Genomic DNA, 21,675 nt, shown 5'->3' on the forward strand with positions numbered 1-21,675 from the left:
ACTGACAGCTATTTGATTTCATCCTACATTGATTCGGTAGCATTTGATAAGCTGATATTTTCCTTGACTTGGGATTTTTTGCTGATAGTGGGGATCGTCTAAAATTACCATCTTATCCTACTAGTAGCTATCAGCAACAGAGGATGCGCCCACCAAAGCAGGGATATAAAAATGGCAACTCCTAAATAAGCAGGGCGCAGAAATTCCTGCCATTTGATAGATTGACGACCGTCAATAATTGCTTTAAAGGGAATAGTTGAAGTCCGCTGTTTGACCAATTCAAAGGCTTCTCCATAGCGGTAGCCTAGGCGACGATCTCCATGCCAAACCCCAAAAAGGTGATGCAACACTAACCCTATCGAGGTCATCAAGGTAAAGGTAGTACCTAGCCAGACTGTATGAGCGACACACCAAATTATTTGCCCCACCATCTGGGGATGACGGGTAATACGAATTATTCCTGTCTCGTAAAGGTGGACTTGGGGCTTTTGAATGGCAGCAATTTCTAGTAGATTGAAAGTAGCAGGATATAAAAACAAAAACGAAATCGCTGACAGCACCCAAACTACTGCTGCCACTCCAGGCACACCTTGCACCTGCCAAAGTTGCAAGCCATCATAACGATGGTTAATAAAGTAGGTAATCAATATTACAGCTAACGGTAGACTGATGAGTGCAAAGAAAATGCGATAAAGCCTTGGTCCGATATGCTTTTCTGCCCAAGGGCGCAAGGCTGCTCCACCACTGTGGGCGATCGCAAAAGCTAATTGCAACCCCAGCATGACAAAATGACTGGAGGTAAACCAAGGATTCGGCATCATATACATTAGGTGAAGTAATTTAAAAAAATCTTAATTCAGTACAACCAATACCACAAAGTATTCCAAAGGAGACTTTAGTCAAGATGTTGTGGTACTGTCTTTTTCCAGTAAAGTGTCCAAGTTTAAGATGCAACAAATTTTGCCCAGCTGATTGCTGTGACACCTGATTTGTTGCCAAAGCCACTCCTTTCAAAGTTTGTGGGTTGAGCCTTATGTCTGACCTTCCTTTCACTTTAGATCAGTTACGTATTCTCAAAGCGATCGCTGTAGAAGGAAGCTTCAAGCGCGCCGCTGATAGTCTTTACGTCTCCCAACCTGCCGTCAGCTTACAAGTCCAAAATCTAGAACGGCAGCTGGATGTCCCCTTATTCGACCGTGGCGGACGTCGCGCACAATTAACTGAAGCAGGGCATCTACTTTTAAGCTACGGTGAAAAAATCCTCAGTTTGTGCCAGGAAACATGTCGCGCTATTGAGGATTTACAAAATCTCCAAGGCGGTACTTTGATTGTTGGCGCTTCTCAAACTACTGGCACTTATCTTTTGCCGAGAATGATTGGCATATTTCGGCAAAAATATCCAGATGTGGCAGTACAATTACACGTTCACTCTACTAGGCGGACTGCCTGGAGTGTAGCTAACGGACAAGTAGATCTGGCAATTATCGGTGGTGAAATTCCCGGTGAATTGGCAGAATCTTTGGAAATTTTGCCCTACGCTGAGGATGAATTAGCGCTGATTTTACCTGTATTCCATCCTTTTGCCAAACTGGAAACGATCCAAAAAGAAGACCTATATAAACTACAATTCATTTCTCTAGATTCTCAATCGACTATCCGCAAAGTCATAGATCAGGTGCTAGCACGCTGTGAGATTGATACCAGGCGGTTTAAAATTGAAATGGAACTAAATTCCATAGAAGCAATTAAAAATGCCGTGCAATCTGGTTTGGGTGCGGCTTTTGTCTCTACCTCGGCGATCGCTAAAGAATTACAAATGGGCGTGCTGCATTGTGCTCCCATTGAAGGTGTTGTTGTCAAGCGAACGCTATGGCTGATTTTTAATCCCAATCGTTATCGATCCAAGGCAGCAGAAGCCTTTAGTCAGGAAATTCTGCCGCAGTTTGCTACTCCTGGCTGGAATCAAGATGTGTTAAAATTAGCACAAAAGAAACTAGTGGTAACTACATTGGATGCAGCGACTCCCCGATCCTCAGACGTCAGCTAACATATTGTCATTGGTCATTAGTTACTGGTCATTAGTTTTAAGGACTAAGGACTAATGACTAATGACTAATGACTAAAAACTAAAATGGAAGTTTACTGCACTCGTCCCCGCTGCTCCCGCCCAAAAAACTTTTTTGCTGACTTAGATGATATTACGACCCTGAAAACAACCCAGCAAAAATACTGCACTACCTGCGGAATGCCACTAATATTAGATGGTCGCTATGTGCCAAGCAAGCTGCTGGGAAGAGGGGGTTTTGGTGCAGCCTTTTTGGCAGGCGATCGCCGCATTCCCGGAATGCGCCCATGCGTGGTTAAGCAGTTCCAACCCGCGGGAAATTTAACCTCAAATCAACTGCAACTAGCGCAACAGCTATTTGAGAGAGAAGCAGACGTTTTAGCGCAAATAGGTAACGAACACGAGCAAATTCCTGGCTTATTTGCTTTTTTTCCAGCGATAGTCCAGAGCCTTCAACCAGGGCAGCAAGACCAGTTTTTTTACTTAGTACAAGAATATATTGATGGGCAAAACCTAGAGGAAGAATTAGCTCAAAAGGGCAAGTTTTCTGAAGCAGATGTGTTGGAATTACTCAGAGAAATTCTCAAAGTCCTAAAGTTCGTCCATAACAAAAGCATTATCCACAGAGATATTAAACCCTCTAACATCATGCGTCGTCGAGATGGTAGAGTCTTCCTGCTAGATTTTGGTGCAGTTAAGCAAGTTACAAACGCCCCTTCTAGTTCTGCTGCTTCTTCCACAGGAATTTATTCTCTGGGATTTGCACCCCCTGAGCAAATGGCTGGAGGGCAAGTATTCCCATCTACAGATTTATACGCTTTGGCTGTAACTATTATTACTTTGCTGACAGGTCAGGAAGCAAGTCAGCTATTTGATGCCTATAGTAACCAATTGAAATGGCGATCGCAAGCAACTGTAAGCCGCCCCTTGGCTGATATTTTAGACAAGATGCTCCTGCCTGCTGCTAACCAACGCTTTCAGTCAGCCCAGGAGGTTTTAGACGCCCTAGAACCAGGTAATAAACCACCACTGCCAATAAAGAGTCAACCAGCATTTTCCACATGGGAGTTGTTAGCTGGAGCAGCATTTAGTGGGTTTGAGGGTGCATTGATCGCGATCGCCCTTTTAAGTCTGGTACATAACCCCATAATTACTCTGGGTATTTCAGCGGTGATTTTAGGGATACTAATTTTTTCCCAAACGAGGCGCTGGATTGAAAAATTTGATTTGTTAATTATTCCAGGTATTAGTTTTGCTTTGATATTTTTCATTCCCTTGTTTCGGGTCGGTCTTAGTATTCCACAAGTGGTGATTTTAGCGGTTACTGCTAGTTTAATAGCTATTGCCATAACAGCACTATTTCGTCTTATTTATAAATTGTTATCTCTTCTGCTTTAATGGCACTATGTTCAGAATGTTTAGAGATTAGAAAAATAGTTCAGTAATTTTTAAAACTTATATTTTTTAAGTATACTGTTTATAACAGTACGTATTTTTTATTTCCCAAAATATTATGTCTGCGAAAAAGGAAACACTTAACCTTTTCTTAGCAATGCTCATAAGCATTGGCTTAATCTTCGCTGGCTTATGGTTTCTGATGGAACGCTGGGCACAATTAACTAAAAATCAAGTTAGCACTTCTTCCTCTCCTAACTCTTCAGAGAGTGGTAACCAGACTAATTCTTGGATGATTCAAAACCAGCCAGTGACTAAATGTAATGTGGCAAACCTACCAGGTGGGACATTCAACTATGGCGGTAGCACAACATGGGCACCGATTCGTGGACAGGTAGATCCAGTGCTTGAACGCACCTGCCCTCAATTTACTTTACGCTACACTCAATCTCTTAATAAACCACCCGGCTCTGGCACGGGTATTGAGATGTTGATAGATAATCAACTAGCTTTTTCTCAATCTTCTCGCTCAATCAAGGGTGAAGAAAACCAAAAAGCTCAACAAAAAGGATTTAGCTTGAAAGAAATTCCAGTAGCAATTGATGGAATTGCGATCGCAGTCAACCGAAACCTTAACATCCCTGGTTTAACCGTTGCTCAACTAAAAGACATATACACTGCCAAAATTACCAACTGGCAAGAGGTAGGTGGGCCAAATTTAACCATTACGCCCTTATCTCGTAGCAAAGAAGCGGGAGGTACAGTGGAATTCTTTATCGACAACGTTCTTAATAAAGAGAATTTTGGTATCAACGTTAGTTATATTGGCACTACTACGGAAGCACTACGAAAACTAGCTTTAAATCCGGGTGGAATTTATTATGCTTCTGCCCCAGAGGTTGTACCCCAGTGTACCGTTAAGCCCCTGCCACTAGGGCGCACAAGTGGGCAATTGGTAACTCCCTACCGAGAACCCTATATACCTACCTCTGAATGTCCTATGAAGCGTAACCAGTTGAATGATCAGGATTTTCAAAGTGGGGAATACCCAATTACTCGTAATTTATTTGTAATTTTGAAACAGAATGGTCAAACAGACGAGCAAGCTGGGGAAGCCTATGCAAATTGGCTGTTGACATCACAAGGCCAAGAACTGATCGAAAAGGCTGGATTTATCAGAATTAAGTGAGCTAGGTTTGTACCTAATTGCAACTTGCTGATGAAAGCAAAAGGCTGAATTTGTTAGCTAAATTTTAAACTTGTCGGCAACAAAGCCATCAATGTTCGCAGCTGTTTAACGTGGCAAAATAATCAAATTTTAAACATCATTATTAAAACTAGCTCATGTCAAAAAAGAATGAAACAGTGGTTTTAGCCTTAGCCCTAATCCTAACGACTGGGTTAGCAGGTGGCGGTATTTGGTGGTTTGCTAGTAGTTCTGGGGTTAAATTTGGTGGTTCTACTGCTCAAAATCCGGAAAGTGTCAGCAATGCATCAATGGTAGAACGCATTAGTTTTGGTGAAAGAACTTTAACTCCGGGTGATGTAACTCCAGCTAAAAAAGAGGGTGTGCAAGCGATCGCTGATAAAAGTTACGATCAGGCGATCGCCAATTTGGAAGCAGCCATAAAACTAAAGCGAAACGATCCAGAGGCACTGATATTTCTTAATAATGCCCGCATAAAATCTGGCAAAAACTATACCGTTGTTGCATCTGTACCACTGGGTACTGAACCCAATACTGCTTTAGAAATTCTACGTGGCATCGCTCAAGCCCAAAACGAAATTAACTCCTCTGGAGGAATTAAGGGAGTGCCGTTAAAGGTTGGCATAGCTAACGACGACGACAAGCCAGAGATATCTCAGCAAATTGCTGCCAACTTAGTCAAAAATCCAGACGTATTAGGTGTAGTGGGCCCTAATGCTAGCGATGCTACTTTAGCTGCAGGCACTATCTATACTAAGGGACAACTGGTAGCTATTTCCCCTACCAGCACTTCAGTCAAAATTTCCAACTTTAGCCGCTACGTTTTTCGCACGGTGCCCAGTGATTTCATGGCTGCCAGAAGTTTAGCCAACTACATGGTGAAAACCTTGCAGAAAAAAAAAGCCGCGGTTTTCTTTAATTCCCAGAGTAATTATAGCCAGTCCCTCAAGTCCGAGTTTGTTTCATCTGTTTCCTTGGAGGGTGGACAAGTACCCAGTGAATTTGATTTGTCCAAAGCTGATTTTAGTGCCGCTCAAAGCGTAGCACAAGCGACTCAGCAAGGAGCTGAAGTGTTGATGCTAGCCACTAACAGTGATTCCTTGGATAAGGCTTTGCAAGTAGTTCAGGTTAACCAGAAACGGTTGCCTCTACTGGGGGGTGATGATGTTTACACCGTTAAAACTTTAGCAGTTGGTGGGCAACAAGCTGATGGGATGGTAGTGGCAGTTCCTTGGCATATCGATGGCGATTCTCAGTCAGATTTTCCTCAGAAATCCCGGCAGTTGTGGGGTGCTGATGTAAGTTGGCGTAGTGCCCTCGCTTATGATGCCGCACGTACTCTTATTGCTGCATTAGAGTCTAATCCTACGCGTTCTGGCATACAACAGGCCCTTTCCTCCCCTAGCTTTTTTACAACAGGCGCTTCTGGTGCGATTCGGTTCTTAGCATCAGGCGACCGGAATGCCCCAGTCCAACTTGTAAAAATTATTCCTGGTAATCGCTCTCGTGCTGGGTATGACTTTCAGCCATTACGATAATTAGCATTGAACTTCCCATGACTAAATACAGAAATAATTTGCGCCTAACTCATGACTGGAAGTCACGAGTGTGCGGCTTGCAGAAATCAATAATTACAACTGAACTAACGACCAGATAAATAATCGGAGGCAAGTTATGGGCCCCAATCTCCCGATTATGCCTGATTTCTGCTGCATCAATGATGGCGGGACAGTAGAACTTTTTGTCCAAGACATCTTGGGTGGTCAACCTTTCGGTACTTAAGTGGAATTTGTCTCCACAACCACCCAAGCCTTGCAATAATTGGCTGGTAGTCCTGGTGGCATCTATTTACGCTTTTACCCCAGAGATTATTCCTCAATGTTCCATTAGAGCCTTGCTGTTGGGGTGAACACAAGGGTAATACATTGCTCCCTACCAAGAATCATTTGTCCTCCCGTCTAAATATTCTGATAGACGGAACAAATTGAACATTGAGGCTTTGAAATCAGGAAAGTACCCGATTACCCTTAATCTGTTTGTGGTAGTCAAACAGAATAGTCAAACTAAGCAGTAAGCAGGTGTGGCTTAAGCCAACTTACTGCTGATTGAGCAGGGACAGGAACTGATTAACCAAACTGGGTTCGTCAAAATCCCCTGACACCTGTTCTTAATAGCTCGAGAGAGCAGTGGCTCCTGTTGTATATCTCCGGAGGGTGGTTTCTCCTAAGATATCTGAATCTGCTCTTTAGCTGGTTCTATTAATCGATTCTGCTGGCAAGCAAATAAGATTATCACCTTGGGTGAGGATTAAGCCGCGTTGACGCAACTTGCCCATCAAGCGGGTGACGGTGACACGAGTTGAACCAATCGCGCTACCAATTTGGGCATGAGTGAGGGGGAAAGGCAGACAATAGCCGCGAATCACATCGGGGTCAGTTTCGCTCATTGCCGGCTCTCCATATTCCTCAATTAACAATGTGAGAAATCCTAAAAGTCGGTCAATTGTGCGTCGTTGTCCCAAAGCACTCAGCCACAGCAGCTTACGCTGGTGCTGGTATCTAAAGGCATCCATGACTTCACGGCGGAAGTGAGGCCAGTTGTCTAAGTCATGCCAGTACATCCACAGCACCGCAGTTTGATCAACGTGGGCGTAAGCCTGAAGTGTGAATGGTGACTGGGCAACAATTTCAAAAGGCTGTCCCGCTCCCACAAAACCCAAGAAAGCTTCTTCTGGGGTTCTGTTGATTCGTCGAGATGTTAGCTGACTGGCAGTGGCACTAACCTGGGCGGTTCCTACCATGCGGATCGCACCCCTTTGCACCAAATATAGCAATCCAGGCCTAGCTGGAATGCGCTCATCTTTGCTGAAGGTGCGGCAGCGGTAGTGTTCTTGGGCCCAATCAAGAATTCGTTGCCAAGTTAAGAAAGGCCGTGATGCCTCGGAGAAAGAAGATGGAGATTGCATAGGTAACAAAGAGCGTTCGGCTGAAGACAAAGACGACATAAAAAGGTGCAAGGAGTGTCTTTGTGTTGGCGAGGCAGGCTAAACGCCTAACAGCGCCAGCCATCTAAAGTGAGTGTAGAAAGCAAAATTGCCCTCTACTCTTCTGTTATACTTCTTACTGTACAATGATGGTAGTAAAGTTTACTCACTATTCATCGATTATTCATCAAATTTTATCCTACTCTCATTTTTCTCTATCTAGATTAAGCTTCTATCTTTAGATAGAAGAAACCGGATCAAATGATCTGTGATACAGGTTTTTTACAAAGGACTAAGTGCATCAGAGGCTACTCGTTAGTGAATATGCAGCGACTAAGCAGTTAGTATGCAGTCAACTAGTGGCTGCCCTAAATATTTATACCAGTAATGGGGTAATTGTATGCATAGAAGATGGAAAAATTCCTCTATTTAAAGGTAGAGACGATGGGGAAATTTTATATATTTCAGGTGTAGCTCTGCGGCTATCAAAATCTCAGAATTCAAAAGCTATGGAGCTTGCTGATGGGATTGCTGCTCACTTATTGGCGACATCTAGCGACTTTTTCAATGTCCAAATAGTTCCCCCAGGTTGGATTCATTTAAAATTGACTCATTCTACTTTAGCGGTTTGGCTGCAAAATCTCGCAGTTGGTAGTGCAACTTTAGAGAAGGTTCAGGGTAGAGAAGCAAGCCTCATCCAAAATCCTTCTAGATTGTTTGCTATTCAATATGCCCATGCACGCTGCCGTTCCCTAGTCTTACTAGCTCAACGAGAGGGATTAATTAAATTGAGCGGATCAGTGACAGATGGTAGTCTAGCTATTTCAGATGTCATCGCTCAACAGCCTATACCTTGGCTTAACTGTGATCAGAGACTTCGCCTTAATCACCCTGATGAGGCCCATCTAATTGCCGAGTTGGTGCAAGTGGTAGATGATTGGGAGTGTTCTGATGGTAGTGGCTCGGTTAATTGGGAAAAAGCAGCGCTAAATTTGAGCCAAGCTTTTGAAACCTTCTGGTGTAATTGCCGTATTTGGGGTGAGGTGAAAATTTCCTCACCGGAGCTAGCCCAAGCAAGACTCGGATTGTTGATGGCGACTCAGTTTGTTTTAAGGTCTTTGCTGGAAGAAAAACTGGGTGTTTTTGCGCTCTTGGAACTATAGGAGGTCATCAGATTTAAATTTAGATTTGGTCTTACCGCTTAATGGCAAATCCTCAATTCCAAATCCTCAATTCCAAATCTAAAATTGGGTCTGTGGAAAATCTAAAAACTTTTATCGCAGCTATTGACTGTATGAATCGCCTCGGCTATAGTATCAGGTGTGTGAGGAGCGAACCAGCAAGGGCGCCGAGACGAAACACGGCCAGTCGTCGGTGCCCTTTCTGATGTTTATGGTACTGGTTTGAAAGAGTTCTTTTACAGCAGCAAAAATTTTTCGATGGCTACTGCGGCGCCGTCTTCTTCTACCCTAGGAGCTACCCACTGAGCGATCGCTTGAACTTCTACTGGTGCGTTGCCCATCGCTACACTAATACCAGCATAATCCAGCATTTCTATGTCGTTGAAGTTATCGCCAATGGTCATAACGTTGGCTCTTTCTAATCCCAGCAGTTTTTCAGCTAGATAACTTACAGCAGTTCCCTTATTGACAAAAGCATTAGCCGCTTCCAAAAAGGTGGCTACAGATGTTGTCAGGTACAATTCGGCGGGTGTGTATTGGCGGCGCAAATTGCTCAGAAGTTCGTCGATTAGGTCTGTGTCATCGCACAAAGCTAGGACTTTAGTTGGTTCGTTTGTTAATATTTGACGCAAATCACCTACGGGTATGGGAACAATACCAGAACGTTCAGCATAAAGTTGGGTTTCTTTGGTTAACTCCCGCACGTAAAGCTGGTCATTAATGTAGAAGTGGACAGATAAAAGCGATCGCCTTTCAGGCTGTTCAAAATAATCTAGTAATTGCCCAGCAATTTCCCTAGAAAGCGTCAAATGGCGATGAACTTTTTGGCTGGTTGGGTCTTGAATCCAGGCTCCCTGATAGGCTATTAATGGCAGAGTGGAGTTAATTTCTTGGTGGAAATGCAAGGCTGAACGATACATCCGACCGGTGGCGATCGCCACTTGAATTCCTCTTGCTTGCACCGCAGCGATCGCTTGCTTGACAGATTCGCTCAAGGTGTTAGATTCCCCAGCGATCGTACCATCTATATCTAAAACCAATAGCTTAATATCTATTCCAGCTTCACCCTGATTGCCAGTCAATGCCAAGTGAGTGGTTGATTTCTTCGGCATAAATTCCCCTGGTTAAAGTCTCATTGACGCTAGTGGGCTGTGGGGAGATACAAAGAAATATTGCGTCTTACAGACGCAATAAAAAAAACCAGGATTTTTAGGTAATCCGGTTTATGAAGTGGGGAAAGGCACATCTAAATAACCTGAAGAAATTGGTAGTGGTTGACCATTCAATATTTGATAACCTAACTGGGATTGATACCCCAATCTATTTTCAAACTTGACTGCCAAAGGAGTTAGGTGAAAAAACACTCATGAGACAAAGTCTATGACTTTACCATAGCGAGCTTTTTGTTTTTTGACCACAAACCAAACCCTGCAATTAGACCAATCCCAAATAAGGCTGAGGGTTCAGGTACTGACTTATAGTTGTATGTGACTTTCAGCTTGGCGTTGGCTAAAGTAGTGGCGACGCTAGTAATATTACCCGTGCCTGTAAACGATGACACAGCTTGAGCCGAGTACAAAAAGTTGACATTGCCAAGTCCGGTAAATATGCCCAAGTCCGAGGCACTATTAAAGGTCTTAGTCTGGGAGCTACTGGCGGTTAGATTATTGATTGTCTTTCCAGAAGTGCCTCCAAAATCTAAGGTCTCGTCATCGGCCGAGACATCGTAACTCATATTCTGGGTGATATATATCGGACTTAAACCGGCGAGATTCAAGTTACTGTTGACTATGGATAATATCCCACCCCAAGTCACATTTATTGTAGCTGGGAGTGCGTCCATACTTTCAAACTTGGCATTTCCAGCTAAGTCACCGCTGAAATCTAGGACTACTGACTCTAGGGTACCGAGAGACGAGTCAAACTGCTGGATACTTAGGGCTTGGTTGATGACGTTTGTCTTCTGAGTTGGCGTAGAAGTGGTGTAGCTGAGACTAGCTGCACTTGCAGACCCGGCAGTTGCCACCACCCCGGCTAGGGTAGTAGCAGCTACTAAACCATTAAAAAGTTTTGTGTTCATGCCTAAATTATATGATACCTGTACTATTATAATTTTTAACTCAATAGCTTTATTTAAAGCCTGGATAAATATACTTAATTTTGTGTAAAATTTTAACTTAAACTTGATTTTGACCAATGATCGCTTTTCGGAGCTTAGTGTAAAACTTTGCTGTGGGGAGCCAGGGGACTGAGTATCAGACTAGTTTTTGCCAGCTACTCATAATATTTACCGGAATGGCACCAGCCGAACAACAACGGACAAGACTATCAAGACGAATATTTACAAATTAGACAAATAGGAAATTATATGCTGGTGACGTTAAAAACTTTGTGTCCTTTAGTCTTAGGAGTTTTGATGAGTGAACAATGGTGATCACCAGTGTTGTGCTTTGATATGAGTAGCTGGATAACGTGACGTACCGACACCGCACTGATTACAGTACAGTGTAGGCTTCTGAATACCAATTAAGATATTTAAAATAGGGCTATGTCCCAAAATTTTGCTAACCAGTTGACTACCGATTCTGCAACCACAACACAGCCCACCTTCATCCTCGTCGATGGACACTCCCTCGCTTATCGTTCATACTTCGCTTTTGCTAAAGGAAGAGACGGAGGACTGCGGACAAAAGCGGGGGTTCCTACCAGTATATGTTTTGGCTTTCTTAAGTCACTGCTAGAGGTAATGGCCACACAACAGCCACAAGCAATGGCGATCGCCTTTGATTTGGGTGATACAACTTTCCGCCATCAAGCTGATGATACCTATAAAGCTGATCGTCCGGAAACGCCAGAAGACTTTATTCCCGACTTAGCAAACTTGCAAGAGTTGCTGAGTGGTTTCAACTTGCCTGTTTTAACGGCTCCGGGTTACGAAGCAGATGATATATTGGGAACCTTAGCACAAAGAACTGCTGCTGCTGGGTATAGAGTGAAGATTCTCACAGGCGATCGCGATTTATTTCAACTGATCGACACTGACAAAGAAATCACCGTCCTGTATTTTAGTCCAGATGCCTGGAAGCGTTCCACATCCAGCATTACTGAATTTAGTACAGAACAAGTAAAAGAAAAATTAGGCGTCTTTCCTTCGCAAGTTGTCGATTTCAAAGCTCTGTGCGGTGATAAATCTGATAATATTCCTGGAGTCAGAGGAATTGGGGAAAAAACAGCAGTACAGCTGCTTAATGCATACAATTCCCTAGAAAATATTTATGCTGTATTAGACCAAATTAAAGGTGCAACTCAGAAAAAACTCGAAGCTGGTAAAGAAGATGCTAAAATGTCACGCTTTTTAGCAAAAATAGTTCTTGATGTTCCCCTAGAACTTGATTTAGAAGATTGTAAATTAACAGGATTTGATGCCAGCATTCTCACACCAATTTTAGAAAAATTAGAATTAAATAAATTCTTAGGCAAAATCAACGAAATTCAACAGCAATTTGGGGGCAAAGTTGTAGAAACTCCAGCCACACCCAAAACTGATGAAGATGATGATACATCGTTTTACAGTGCTAGCGAAACAGCAGCAGTTCAACGGCAAACTGCTTTACTAATTCAACCACAAATCATCAACACCGAAGCCAAACTAAACGAGTTGGTAAAACTATTAGAAAAATTTACCAATTCAGAAACACCCGTTGCTTGGGATACTGAAACCACGGCTTTAGAACCAAGAGATGCTACTTTAGTGGGAATTGGTTGTTGCTGGGGAAGCCAACTAGATGAAGTTGCCTATATTCCCTTAAATCACAAAATTGGGGAAAATCTCAATCAACATTTAGCATTAACAGCACTACGTCCAATTCTGGAAAGTGCTGATTATCCCAAAACTTTACAAAATGCCAAATTTGACCGTTTAATCCTGCGGTGTCAAGGAATTAATTTGGCAGGAGTAGTGTTTGATCCCATGCTGGCAAGTTATGTGTTAAATCCAGATAATACCCATAATTTGACTGATTTGGCGCAGAGATACTTGGGGTTGACAGCTAAAAGTTATCTAGAGTTAGTTCCTAAAGGCAAAACCATCGCTGATATCAGCATTCCTGCTGTAGCAGATTACTGCGGTATGGATGTTTATACGACATTTGGATTAGTACCAAAACTGCGAGAGGAACTAGAGAAAATTCCTACTTTGCACAAGCTATTACTAGAGGTAGAACAACCGCTAGAAACAGTTTTAGCGGAGATGGAATATACAGGAGTTCGCATTAATTCAGCTTATCTCCAAGAACTTTCCCAGCATCTAGAAACAGACTTAGCCAAGTTAGAAGAGAAAGCTACTGGAATAGCTGGAGAAAAATTTAATTTGGGTTCTCCCAAACAAATGAGCCAGATTTTATTTGAAAAATTGGGTTTGAGTACTAAGTATTCTCGGAAAATTCAAACCGGTTATTCTACAGATGCAGCAACATTGGAAAAACTCCTAGAAGTTGATCAAACTGGTTTTATTGAAGCCATCATTGAGTACCGCACTCTATCTAAATTAAAATCTACTTACGTGGATGCACTACCAGCATTAGTACGTGCAGATACCCAGCGGGTGCATACTGATTTTAATCAAGCCGCGACATCAACAGGAAGGCTATCTTCTTCTAATCCAAATTTGCAAAATATCCCGATTCGTACTGCTTTTAGTCGCCAAATTCGCAAGGCGTTTTTGCCAGAACCAGGTTGTTTAATGGTAGCTGCTGATTACTCACAAATTGAATTGCGAATTTTGGCTCATTTGAGTCAAGAACCTATATTAGTGCAAGCATATAAACAGAATGAAGATATTCACACTGTAACAGCACGGTTGGTATTTGAAAAAGAAGATGTCACCTCAGATGAACGAAGGCTAGCAAAAACCATCAACTTTGGCGTGATTTATGGAATGGGTTCTCTAAAGTTTGCGCGTTCAACTGGTGTAGATAAAAATAATGCGAATGAGTTTATTAAGCGATTTAATGAAAGATATCCCCAAGTTTTTGCCTATTTGGAGGGAGTAAAGAAACAAGCAATCGCTCAAGGATATGTAGAAACTATTCTTGGTAGAAGGCGTTATTTTGATTTTACTAGCAATAGTTTGCGCCAGTTAAGAAATAGCAATCGAGAAGATATTGATTTAAGCAAATTAAAAAACTTAGGTGCTTATGATGCAGGGTTACTACGTTCTGCTGCTAATGCACCAATTCAAGGTTCCAGTGCTGATATTATCAAAATTGCCATGGTGAGATTGCATGAGATTTTAAAGAAATATCAAGCGCGTTTGTTGTTGCAAGTTCACGATGAATTGGTGTTTGAAGTTCCTCCCCAAGAGTGGGAAGAATTGCAACCGCAAATTAAGTCAGTGATGGAAAATGCTGTTTCTTTAACTGTACCTTTGGTGGTAGATGTCCGTGCAGGTGATAATTGGATGGAGATGACGTGAAGTCAGTAAATCACAAAGTTTTTCCCCAAGGGGCAAGGGCTTCGCGGACACCGCAGGTGAACTGAGGCGGGAGTGGATGTCACTAGGGGGATTTTTTGTTATTCTTGACATGGATCTAACTGGGGTGGATGCCAACCCGCTTCTACCCAAAAACGACGAGCAACTTGAATGGAAGGCTCATCACGCCGTTCATCATTGAAGTCAAAGCGATTGCTAGTAGCTCTCCCTGTAGGAGTTGTACCTACAATTTTTATCCCATCTTTTGTCCAAATAAAATGCTCAGACCATTGTTGCTGACGGGGATTAAATAGAGAGACTTGTTCTTGAGTTTTCGGATCAATACCTAATATAAAATTATAGTGCCGTTCATTACAACGATGGCAAGCTAAAGCCAAATTATCCAGTTCATCTGAGCCACCCAAGGACTGAGGCATGATATGGTCAATCGTAAAACGGTCTGGACTTAGATATTCTGGAGAGTGGCAGTATTCGCAGAGGAATTTAGCTCGTTTTCTTATAAGTCGTCGAGTTTGTTCGGACACCATTTACTTTTTGCTGCTAGTTGAGCGTTAATCAAGGTAAATATTCGCTCTAATTCAGAGATACCTACATATTCCGCTTCTTCTTCAGGAGTGAGCGTATTAGTTTTTTTCTTTTCTAAAAGTTCTTCAAAGCGAGACTGTAGTTCCTCGGTAAATTTAAATAGATAAATATTACCAAATTCGCTCATCCTGATACCAGAAGATATTAAGGATGAGGGTTGAACCATTAATTGAGTAGTCATTGTGTGTTCATAGTGTCTTTAGTTCTATTGTGCCTTAATTAATCTATGATTTATAGAGGTGTGGGGAGTGCGGGAGTAATAATATAGCGTTTCCTAGTCTGCTGAGGTACAAATCTCTGCGTACCTCTGCGCTTTACTTTGCGTCCCTTTGCGTTTCAAAATATTATCTGTACCTCACGTAACTCTTAATCGCTATAAGGATCTGCCAGTACTAATTTTCTGAAAATTTTAACTAATAATTGTATATTTATACCTTGGTTATCTTGGCAAAACTGGCAAAATTTCTGCTGTAGGCTCTTAACTTGGCGAAGGATTATAAGACTAAATCATTATAATAATGTAACGTACTTTATATCACCATAGCATCCATATCTGTACCGTAAAACCACGGTGATGGCGTTGCACCCCCTCTACCAATGGGTAAACCTGCAAAAACCCTTGAGCGATTGGCGAAGTTGAATATTAGGAGTCGAGGGGTACATTTGCACCCCCTGTGGTTCTCAACTACTTACCGAGCGCGGCAGAATTTGCGATCGCCATCATGCTCTGGATATTGCCAAGAATAAGCAAAATGGCTCACCCCCTTGATTTGGGGGGCAAATTGGCGCAGTGCTTGCATTTGCACTTCTAGCGATGGACGATTGGGGCCGATTGATGCGCCCCACTTACCAGCCAAAGCGGGAATCACCTGAGTACCTGGTTTTGCTACACTCAAAACCCGCTGCACTTGCGCGGCAATACAATTGCCGTTATTGCAAGTTGCATAAGCCATAGGATGCCACTCCAGATTACTAGGAAAGCGATCCCAAGGTTGTAAGCGAGAATCATAACCTTGTCCTAAATTTTGGTTACCTTCAGGGAAAAACACCACTCCTGCGGGAATACCTTGCTGTTGTGCTGGGTAACTAGCTAAGGAGACAAAATCTAGGATACCTTGCATCGCATGGGCAACTGCTAACTGCCATAATTCCATTTGCAGAAGTGGTTGTCTGTCAGTTGCAGTTAAGATTGACTTTGGCGCTGGTGGGGGAGTGCGCCCTTGCCATAGGGGTTCACCTTCTTGAGGATAAAGTTTATCGACTTCATTGATATCTCCAGCGGTGATGTATCCCTTACTCAAAAAGCGCCGAATCAAGTCTAGCCCTTTGTTATTCTGTGCCCTTCTAAATAAAGCCTCTTGGGTTGCTGGCGTAAATAACCATAAATCTGTAACTTTAGTGGCGATAGAATCACTTCCTGCTTGCCTGGGATAGCGTATATAGTCAAATAGCAAGCCATCTGGGCGACGACGCAGCACCTCCTGTACCATGCGGTAGTAGTCGGTTTTTGCTTGGGAATTGTAGGGGTCGATAAATACTTGAGAGCTATTATCTACAAGATATAAGCTTGTTTGACCTTTGCCATTACGAGCGATCGCACTTTCCTTATCTCGACGCTGGGCGTAGGTATAGCCGAAATTGACGGTAAACATCCAAGCATAAACCTTCAAGCCTCGTTCCCGCCCTTTTTTAATTGCTACGGCAAGTAGATCCGTATTTTCTGAACCTGGGGTGCGAACTACAGAAGGCCAAGCCGTGGGGTTAGCTGCCCCTGGCAATAGTACCTGCCCGTCAGCAAATGCTTCTAAATAAACTTGGTTATAGCCACGGTTGACAATCCGATCCATAATTTGGTCAACTGCTCCTGGCTGAATGTCACAGGGATACAAGCGCAACCAAATTGCTTGGTTTTCCGGCCAAGTACGATTGCGGCAATCCTGTAATTCCTGTGCGTGTTTTTGTACTAGCTTTTGGTATCGCCTCTCGGCATCTTGATTGTTTTTCAGTGCTGACAAACGTAACTTTTCTTTTTCTTGTGCCGCCGTTGGTGATAGCTGACAATACTGAGATACTTGCGCCTCTGCTGGTTGGTTTCCAAAATTGGGAATCAACAAACTACTGCTAAAAACGACAGCTAATAAGCGCCGCCAAAATAATATTGGTCTTGTAATATTCAAGGGATGGTTAGACATATACACAGGTAGATGGACAAAACAAGCATTGACCCCAAGTGAAATAATTGGGGACAATATGTATCGAAATCTCTAGTTAATCAGGGTTTTCTACCCTAACTTTTCCAGACTCCTAAATTCCTATTTCTGTTGCCACTTTCTTTATAAACAAATCTACGTTTTACGCATTGACAAAAAATAGTAAATATGGTTATCAGTTTGATTGATGGAAAGTCCTATAGATTTAGGACTTAACGGACACAAAATAGCAAACATGGGGTATGGGTTTGTGCCATTAAAAGCATAATTCCTGCCTTAGGGAACTCACGCTACAGGTAGGATGCGTCAGGGGACGCATCAAAAACGGCTAAATTTGTCAAGGAAAATCAGTCCTCAAATCATATAAATTGCCAAATGCCTGGAAAAAAAGCAGGCTAAACCTGCTTTTGGGAAGATTATACACCTGACTGAAAAAAAGGCAAGAGTTAGGACAAACTAAGGTTTGTTCATGCTTTATATAGCAATCCTATTTGATTTGTGAACACAAATGATTTAGGACTGCTATAGTATGTGCAGTTCATGATAGCTACTTTTATTTGTCTGTGAAACATTGCTTAACTAATAAGCCCATGAATAATAGAGGTTAGTTGTTTTTTCAAAAATCTTAATTAATTCAAAATCTGCCTACAGCAGACTACAGGTTCAAATTAATCAAGAGTCAAAAAGTTAGACTCTGGACTTTTGACTCTTGATAATAGGGTAGCTAATAATTAACCACCACGCTTTAGCGCTGCCTCTACTTGGTTTAACTCTTTTTCTAGACGATTTTTGAGCTTTTCAGGAACGGGTCGATTTGGGTAAGAACTGTAATGCCCAGCTAAGGAGTTGAGAGCTGTTCGCATTGTTGTAAAGGAGCTAAGGACAGAAATAGAGTTAGCCCGCTGGTAGCGGGCTGAAAAGTCATTAATTTTTTGACGTGCTTCTGCTTGAACTGCTGCTTTATCTGGTGAATCACCTGATAAATCTAGGGCTTGTCTCATGGTACTGATTACAGCTAAGGTATCTTGGCGATAATCACCAGTTAAACTATCAGGACTGCCAGAACAGCCTATTAAGCCGATAGATACAACTAAAACTAGGGCAAGCAGACGCGACCAATAGCGCTTCATATGCATTTAGTAAAACAATACGTAAATCAAGGACTATCCTATCCTGGAATGGTATCTTGGGGATCGCTTGAGTGCTGAGTGAAGAAAAACAAGAGTCAAAAGAAGTGTTTTCACCTTTTCTCGATTCTTTGATAGAGAGTATCTCGTTGGTGGTAAGGTCGTCCTAGGGATGCGATCGCATTTTGCAAGGTTTCTACTTCCATACAAGTACCGCCCACAGCACCTGCCATTGTGGTAATATGTTCTTCCATCAATGTGCCACCAATATCGTTACAACCCCAAACTAAGGCTTCTATCGCCCCAGCTAATCCCAGTTTGACCCAACTCGGTTGATGGTTAGGTATCCAATTTCCCAAGAAAATCCGCGCCACAGCCCCCAGTAGCAACACATCAGCTAATACTGGTTGATCGCGGCCCACACGACGACGTAAGGATTTGGGCGCTTCTTGTCCCACAAAGGGTAAGACAATAAACTCAGTAATCCTGGCAGGGTATCCCTGATTGATTGCAGTTTGTTGGAGCGATCGCAATTTTTCTAAATGCCCAATTTGTTGTTCTGGCGTTTCAATATGCCCCGACAGCATGGTGCTGGTAGTGTGCAAACCTAATTTGTGAGCCGTACTGACAATTTCTAGCCAAGTGTCGGTGTCAATTTTCTCAGGACACAATATCCGCCGCACTTCATCATCCAACACCTCAGCGGCTGTTCCCGGCATTGAACCCACACCAGCATCCCGCAAAGCAGTAATTACATCCCCATAAGAAAGTCCGTCAAGTCTGGCGATAAATTGCACTTCTTGGGGAGAGAAAGCATGCAAATGTAGCTGGGGAAATTCCTGCTTGATAGTTTCTACCAGCTTCAGGTAATAAGGCAAAGATTTGCCGTTTATTTGGGCTTGTGGATTTAATCCCCCCTGCATACATATCTCTGTCGCCCCCCGCTGCACCCCATCTGTAGCTTTTTCCAGAATTTGCGCCCAATCTAACCAATATGCATCGGCATCACCATCATCCCGGCGGAAAGCACAAAAACTACAGTGTTGCTCACAAATATTAGTAAAGTTAATATTGCGGTTAATTATGTATGTGACAGTGTCACCTGCTTGAGTTTGGCGGAGTTTGTCAGCCGTAGCCCGAATATGAGCGATCGCCTCTGGATCAGTTTGTTTTAACAATACAACTCCCTCTGAGGGCGATAAATCGTATCCTATTAAGGCTCGCTCAAGAATATCATCAACAGTTATAGTAGGCACAGTTCATCAAACACAAATCATTTATCTTATTTTCGCAATAAATTCAACTAATTGGCATCTGATTTTGTATTTCGGCAACAAATCATTTAACTTAAATTTATTCAACTTAGATTATTTTCTTATCTAGTACGACACGGCGGAAATGAAGCCACCATTCAAAATAGACGAAAATCTGACACTGTATTCATTTTTATTTTTTATTTTTTATTACGCCTTGCGGTACTAGTTGCCAAAGTTCTACACTAACAGGCTTTATTTTATATTTTGCATCTTTCTCAATTTCCTTGATTAGTCCATGAGAAGGTGCAACCAAAAACAAATCAAAACCATCAGGAATCGGTAAGAGATTTTTTTTCAGAACAGCAGGAGAAATTACACGGCAAGTATGACAGTAAGGCTTTAACTGTAGCTGCACGTGGGAATTGATTTGATGGCTCAAGCCTAATATCATCCCCATACTTCCGTCACTGATCAAAAGCGGTCTATTAGCTCTATTAATAAACTCAGCAGCATAGAAATTAACATCGCTATGGCTCTTAGTCCACCAATAATTAGCTTGAGAACTAATCACACCAGAATAGACTGCGCCAGAGAACAGTAGACATAAAATAATTTGCCATAGTTTCTGTTGGCGTGAGATAGTTGTAATTCCAGTAGCTAGAAGATAAGCAATAGATATTTGAATACCCAAATAACCAGGCGTGAGATATCTTAAAATTATTGTTCTGGCTCCCCCATCTATTAAATCTTTCAACATAATGGGTAGGCAAGTTACTAATATTAATGTCAAAATAAACAACCATGCTTGAATGTAAGTCTTTCGACAAAGGAAATAAAGAGAATACCCTGACAGAATTACCAACAGTGCTACCAGGGTGATCTGAATTATGTATGTCAAGGGATTTTCAAACCCAAAATCTATAACTGCTCTCTCATTATTGGTATCAATAAAAATCCGGCTCAGGTTAAAAGTCCATATTTTAATTAAAGACAATGTAGGCATATTACCCTGTCCACCAACTGTCTTATTGATGTGATTTAAGTTCGTAATAATCACTACAAGCCAGGGAGAAAAAACTGTAAATCCAGCAATGGATGCCAACAGATAATTAATCATCCTCTTGCTGAAGCGAAAACCTTCAATGGTAATTACATAAATTCCATGTGCAACTGTAACTATTGCAGAAGATGGAAAAGTGTAAAGACTAAGGGCTACAGTTGCTGCATATATTCCCCATTTCAGCTTTGTATTGAGGCGTATTGCGTGGAGGAGTGATGCACTTGACAACAAAATTGTTACTGTCCATAAACTATACTCCCTCGCTTCTTGAGCATATAGTACATGAAATGGTGATATACCGATTAATGCAACAGCTATCCATGCTGTCAAGGACGAATCAAATAATTCTCGGCACAACCAATAGATACAAGGCAAAGCTAGCAAGCTAAGTAAAGCAGACAAACTTCTGAATGCTGCCACAGAATTACCAAACCACTGTACCCAGAACCATGTGATTACGTAATATGCTGGTGGATGCTGAGGATCTTCTAATGCCAAGGAGTTAATTGTATCATTTAAACCTTTGTTCAGATTAATATTTTGGTATTTATCTAAATCCTTAACGCTAATTCTATCAACACTAGCAACCCGCTCAACTAATTCAGCTTCTGTATATCCTGAAATTCTTAATGATGTAAAGGCTTCATCATCCCAGTAGGCTTTTTTGTCAATGTTTATAAAACGAAAACTTACGCCTAATACTAAGACAATGACAAGTATAAATCTTAAAATCCTAGAATGTTTGTCCGAAGAAAGCGAGAAACTTATCCTCATTATAGCTTGATAGAATATTTCTGGTAAATATTAATTCATCGTCTTCTAGATAATTCCGGACATAATTATTTTTTTAACGAACCTGATTGAATAGTTATTCAAACACAAGGAATTTTTAAGTAAATGTAAAATTTTGATGAATTAAAAATGAATGCTATAAATGAGTAATTCAAAAGTACTTAAAATAATATTTAGGAAGTATAAAATGTCAGGATAAATGGAACCAAGTGGAGTATTCAGCATGGCAAAATCTACCTGTTTCAGGCTGTGAAAATAGCCTGAAACATCTTTGGCTGAAGACTAAATCAGCACTTCATCTCGTTGCTCAGTATTTAGGTAGC

16 protein-coding genes and 1 pseudogene are annotated in these 21,675 nt (G+C 41.9%); 7 read left to right on the forward strand and 10 right to left on the reverse strand.

What is annotated here, in order from left to right; all coding sequences use genetic code 11:
- Positions 1 to 104: 104 nt before the first annotated feature.
- Positions 105 to 821, reverse strand: a complete 717-nt coding sequence (locus tag H6G32_RS15445; RefSeq protein ID WP_190459790.1) for an NnrU family protein — start codon at positions 819 to 821, stop codon at positions 105 to 107.
- Between the two features lie 212 nt (positions 822 to 1,033).
- On the opposite strand from H6G32_RS15445, the gene H6G32_RS15450 reads away from it, so the two are divergent.
- From H6G32_RS15450 to H6G32_RS15470, 5 genes and pseudogenes are all read left to right on the forward strand, one after another.
- On the forward strand, positions 1,034 to 2,047 hold the full coding sequence (locus tag H6G32_RS15450) for a LysR family transcriptional regulator (RefSeq protein WP_190459791.1): 1,014 nt from the start codon (positions 1,034 to 1,036) through the stop codon (positions 2,045 to 2,047).
- Between the two features lie 84 nt (positions 2,048 to 2,131).
- On the forward strand, positions 2,132 to 3,463 hold the full coding sequence (locus H6G32_RS15455; protein WP_190459794.1) for a serine/threonine-protein kinase: 1,332 nt from the start codon (positions 2,132 to 2,134) through the stop codon (positions 3,461 to 3,463).
- A gap of 115 nt (positions 3,464 to 3,578) precedes the next feature.
- Positions 3,579 to 4,649 carry a PstS family phosphate ABC transporter substrate-binding protein gene (locus tag H6G32_RS15460; protein WP_190459795.1) on the forward strand — a complete coding sequence of 357 codons (1,071 nt, stop codon included), beginning with the start codon at positions 3,579 to 3,581 and terminating at the stop codon, positions 4,647 to 4,649.
- Between the two features lie 155 nt (positions 4,650 to 4,804).
- Complete coding sequence (locus H6G32_RS15465; RefSeq protein ID WP_190459797.1) at positions 4,805 to 6,205, forward strand: ABC transporter substrate-binding protein; 1,401 nt, start codon at positions 4,805 to 4,807, stop codon at positions 6,203 to 6,205.
- A gap of 112 nt (positions 6,206 to 6,317) precedes the next feature.
- Positions 6,318 to 6,825: pseudogene (locus H6G32_RS15470) on the forward strand (phosphate ABC transporter substrate-binding protein); the annotation flags it as partial.
- Between the two features lie 87 nt (positions 6,826 to 6,912).
- Here H6G32_RS15470 and H6G32_RS15475 read toward each other — a convergent pair.
- Positions 6,913 to 7,671, reverse strand: coding sequence for a Crp/Fnr family transcriptional regulator (locus tag H6G32_RS15475; RefSeq protein WP_190459799.1), 759 nt, complete (start codon positions 7,669 to 7,671; stop codon positions 6,913 to 6,915).
- Between the two features lie 275 nt (positions 7,672 to 7,946).
- Here H6G32_RS15475 and H6G32_RS15480 point away from each other — a divergent pair, with 275 nt between their 5' ends.
- Positions 7,947 to 8,813 (forward strand): DALR anticodon-binding domain-containing protein, encoded by an 867-nt coding sequence (locus tag H6G32_RS15480; protein ID WP_190459801.1) that lies wholly within the window; start codon positions 7,947 to 7,949, stop codon positions 8,811 to 8,813.
- Positions 8,814 to 9,067: 254 nt separating this feature from the next.
- Here H6G32_RS15480 and H6G32_RS15485 read toward each other — a convergent pair whose 3' ends face one another.
- Together H6G32_RS15485 and H6G32_RS15490 are read right to left on the reverse strand one after the other, a co-directional pair.
- Complete coding sequence (locus H6G32_RS15485; protein ID WP_190459803.1) at positions 9,068 to 9,943, reverse strand: Cof-type HAD-IIB family hydrolase; 876 nt, start codon at positions 9,941 to 9,943, stop codon at positions 9,068 to 9,070.
- Between the two features lie 266 nt (positions 9,944 to 10,209).
- A complete protein-coding gene (locus H6G32_RS15490) occupies positions 10,210 to 10,911 on the reverse strand; it encodes a choice-of-anchor E domain-containing protein (RefSeq protein WP_190459805.1) in 702 nt (233 codons plus the stop codon).
- A gap of 468 nt (positions 10,912 to 11,379) precedes the next feature.
- Between H6G32_RS15490 and polA the strand changes: the two genes are divergently transcribed.
- Positions 11,380 to 14,304: a DNA polymerase I gene (polA, locus tag H6G32_RS15495; RefSeq protein WP_190459808.1), complete on the forward strand. Its 2,925-nt coding sequence runs from the start codon at positions 11,380 to 11,382 to the stop codon at positions 14,302 to 14,304.
- A gap of 98 nt (positions 14,305 to 14,402) precedes the next feature.
- Here the strand turns inward: polA and H6G32_RS15500 are convergent, their stop codons facing one another.
- The 6 genes from H6G32_RS15500 to H6G32_RS15525 all read right to left on the reverse strand — a co-directional run bounded on the left by H6G32_RS15500 (position 14,403) and on the right by H6G32_RS15525 (position 21,334).
- Positions 14,403 to 14,849, reverse strand: coding sequence for an HNH endonuclease (locus H6G32_RS15500; RefSeq protein WP_190459809.1), 447 nt, complete (start codon positions 14,847 to 14,849; stop codon positions 14,403 to 14,405).
- Positions 14,819 to 15,088 (reverse strand): hypothetical protein, encoded by a 270-nt coding sequence (locus H6G32_RS15505; RefSeq protein ID WP_190459811.1) that lies wholly within the window; start codon positions 15,086 to 15,088, stop codon positions 14,819 to 14,821. The genes H6G32_RS15500 and H6G32_RS15505 overlap by 31 nt, the downstream gene beginning before the upstream one ends.
- A gap of 508 nt (positions 15,089 to 15,596) precedes the next feature.
- Positions 15,597 to 17,099: a family 10 glycosylhydrolase gene (locus H6G32_RS15510; RefSeq protein WP_190459813.1), complete on the reverse strand. Its 1,503-nt coding sequence runs from the start codon at positions 17,097 to 17,099 to the stop codon at positions 15,597 to 15,599.
- 749 nt (positions 17,100 to 17,848) lie between these two features.
- Positions 17,849 to 18,253: a photosystem II protein Psb27 gene (gene psb27 / locus H6G32_RS15515; protein ID WP_190459816.1), complete on the reverse strand. Its 405-nt coding sequence runs from the start codon at positions 18,251 to 18,253 to the stop codon at positions 17,849 to 17,851.
- A 104-nt stretch (positions 18,254 to 18,357) separates the two neighbouring features.
- The gene (gene cofH, locus H6G32_RS15520) at positions 18,358 to 19,500 is read right to left on the reverse strand and encodes a 7,8-didemethyl-8-hydroxy-5-deazariboflavin synthase subunit CofH (RefSeq protein ID WP_190459818.1); all 1,143 of its coding nucleotides are present in this window, start codon (positions 19,498 to 19,500) and stop codon (positions 18,358 to 18,360) included.
- Between the two features lie 190 nt (positions 19,501 to 19,690).
- The gene (locus H6G32_RS15525; RefSeq protein ID WP_190459820.1) at positions 19,691 to 21,334 is read right to left on the reverse strand and encodes a glycosyltransferase family 39 protein; all 1,644 of its coding nucleotides are present in this window, start codon (positions 21,332 to 21,334) and stop codon (positions 19,691 to 19,693) included.
- Positions 21,335 to 21,675 lie beyond the last annotated feature (341 nt).

This window comes from Cylindrospermum sp. FACHB-282 (assembly GCF_014697195.1).
In the GTDB taxonomy this organism is placed as follows: Bacteria; Cyanobacteriota; Cyanobacteriia; order Cyanobacteriales; family Nostocaceae; genus Cylindrospermum.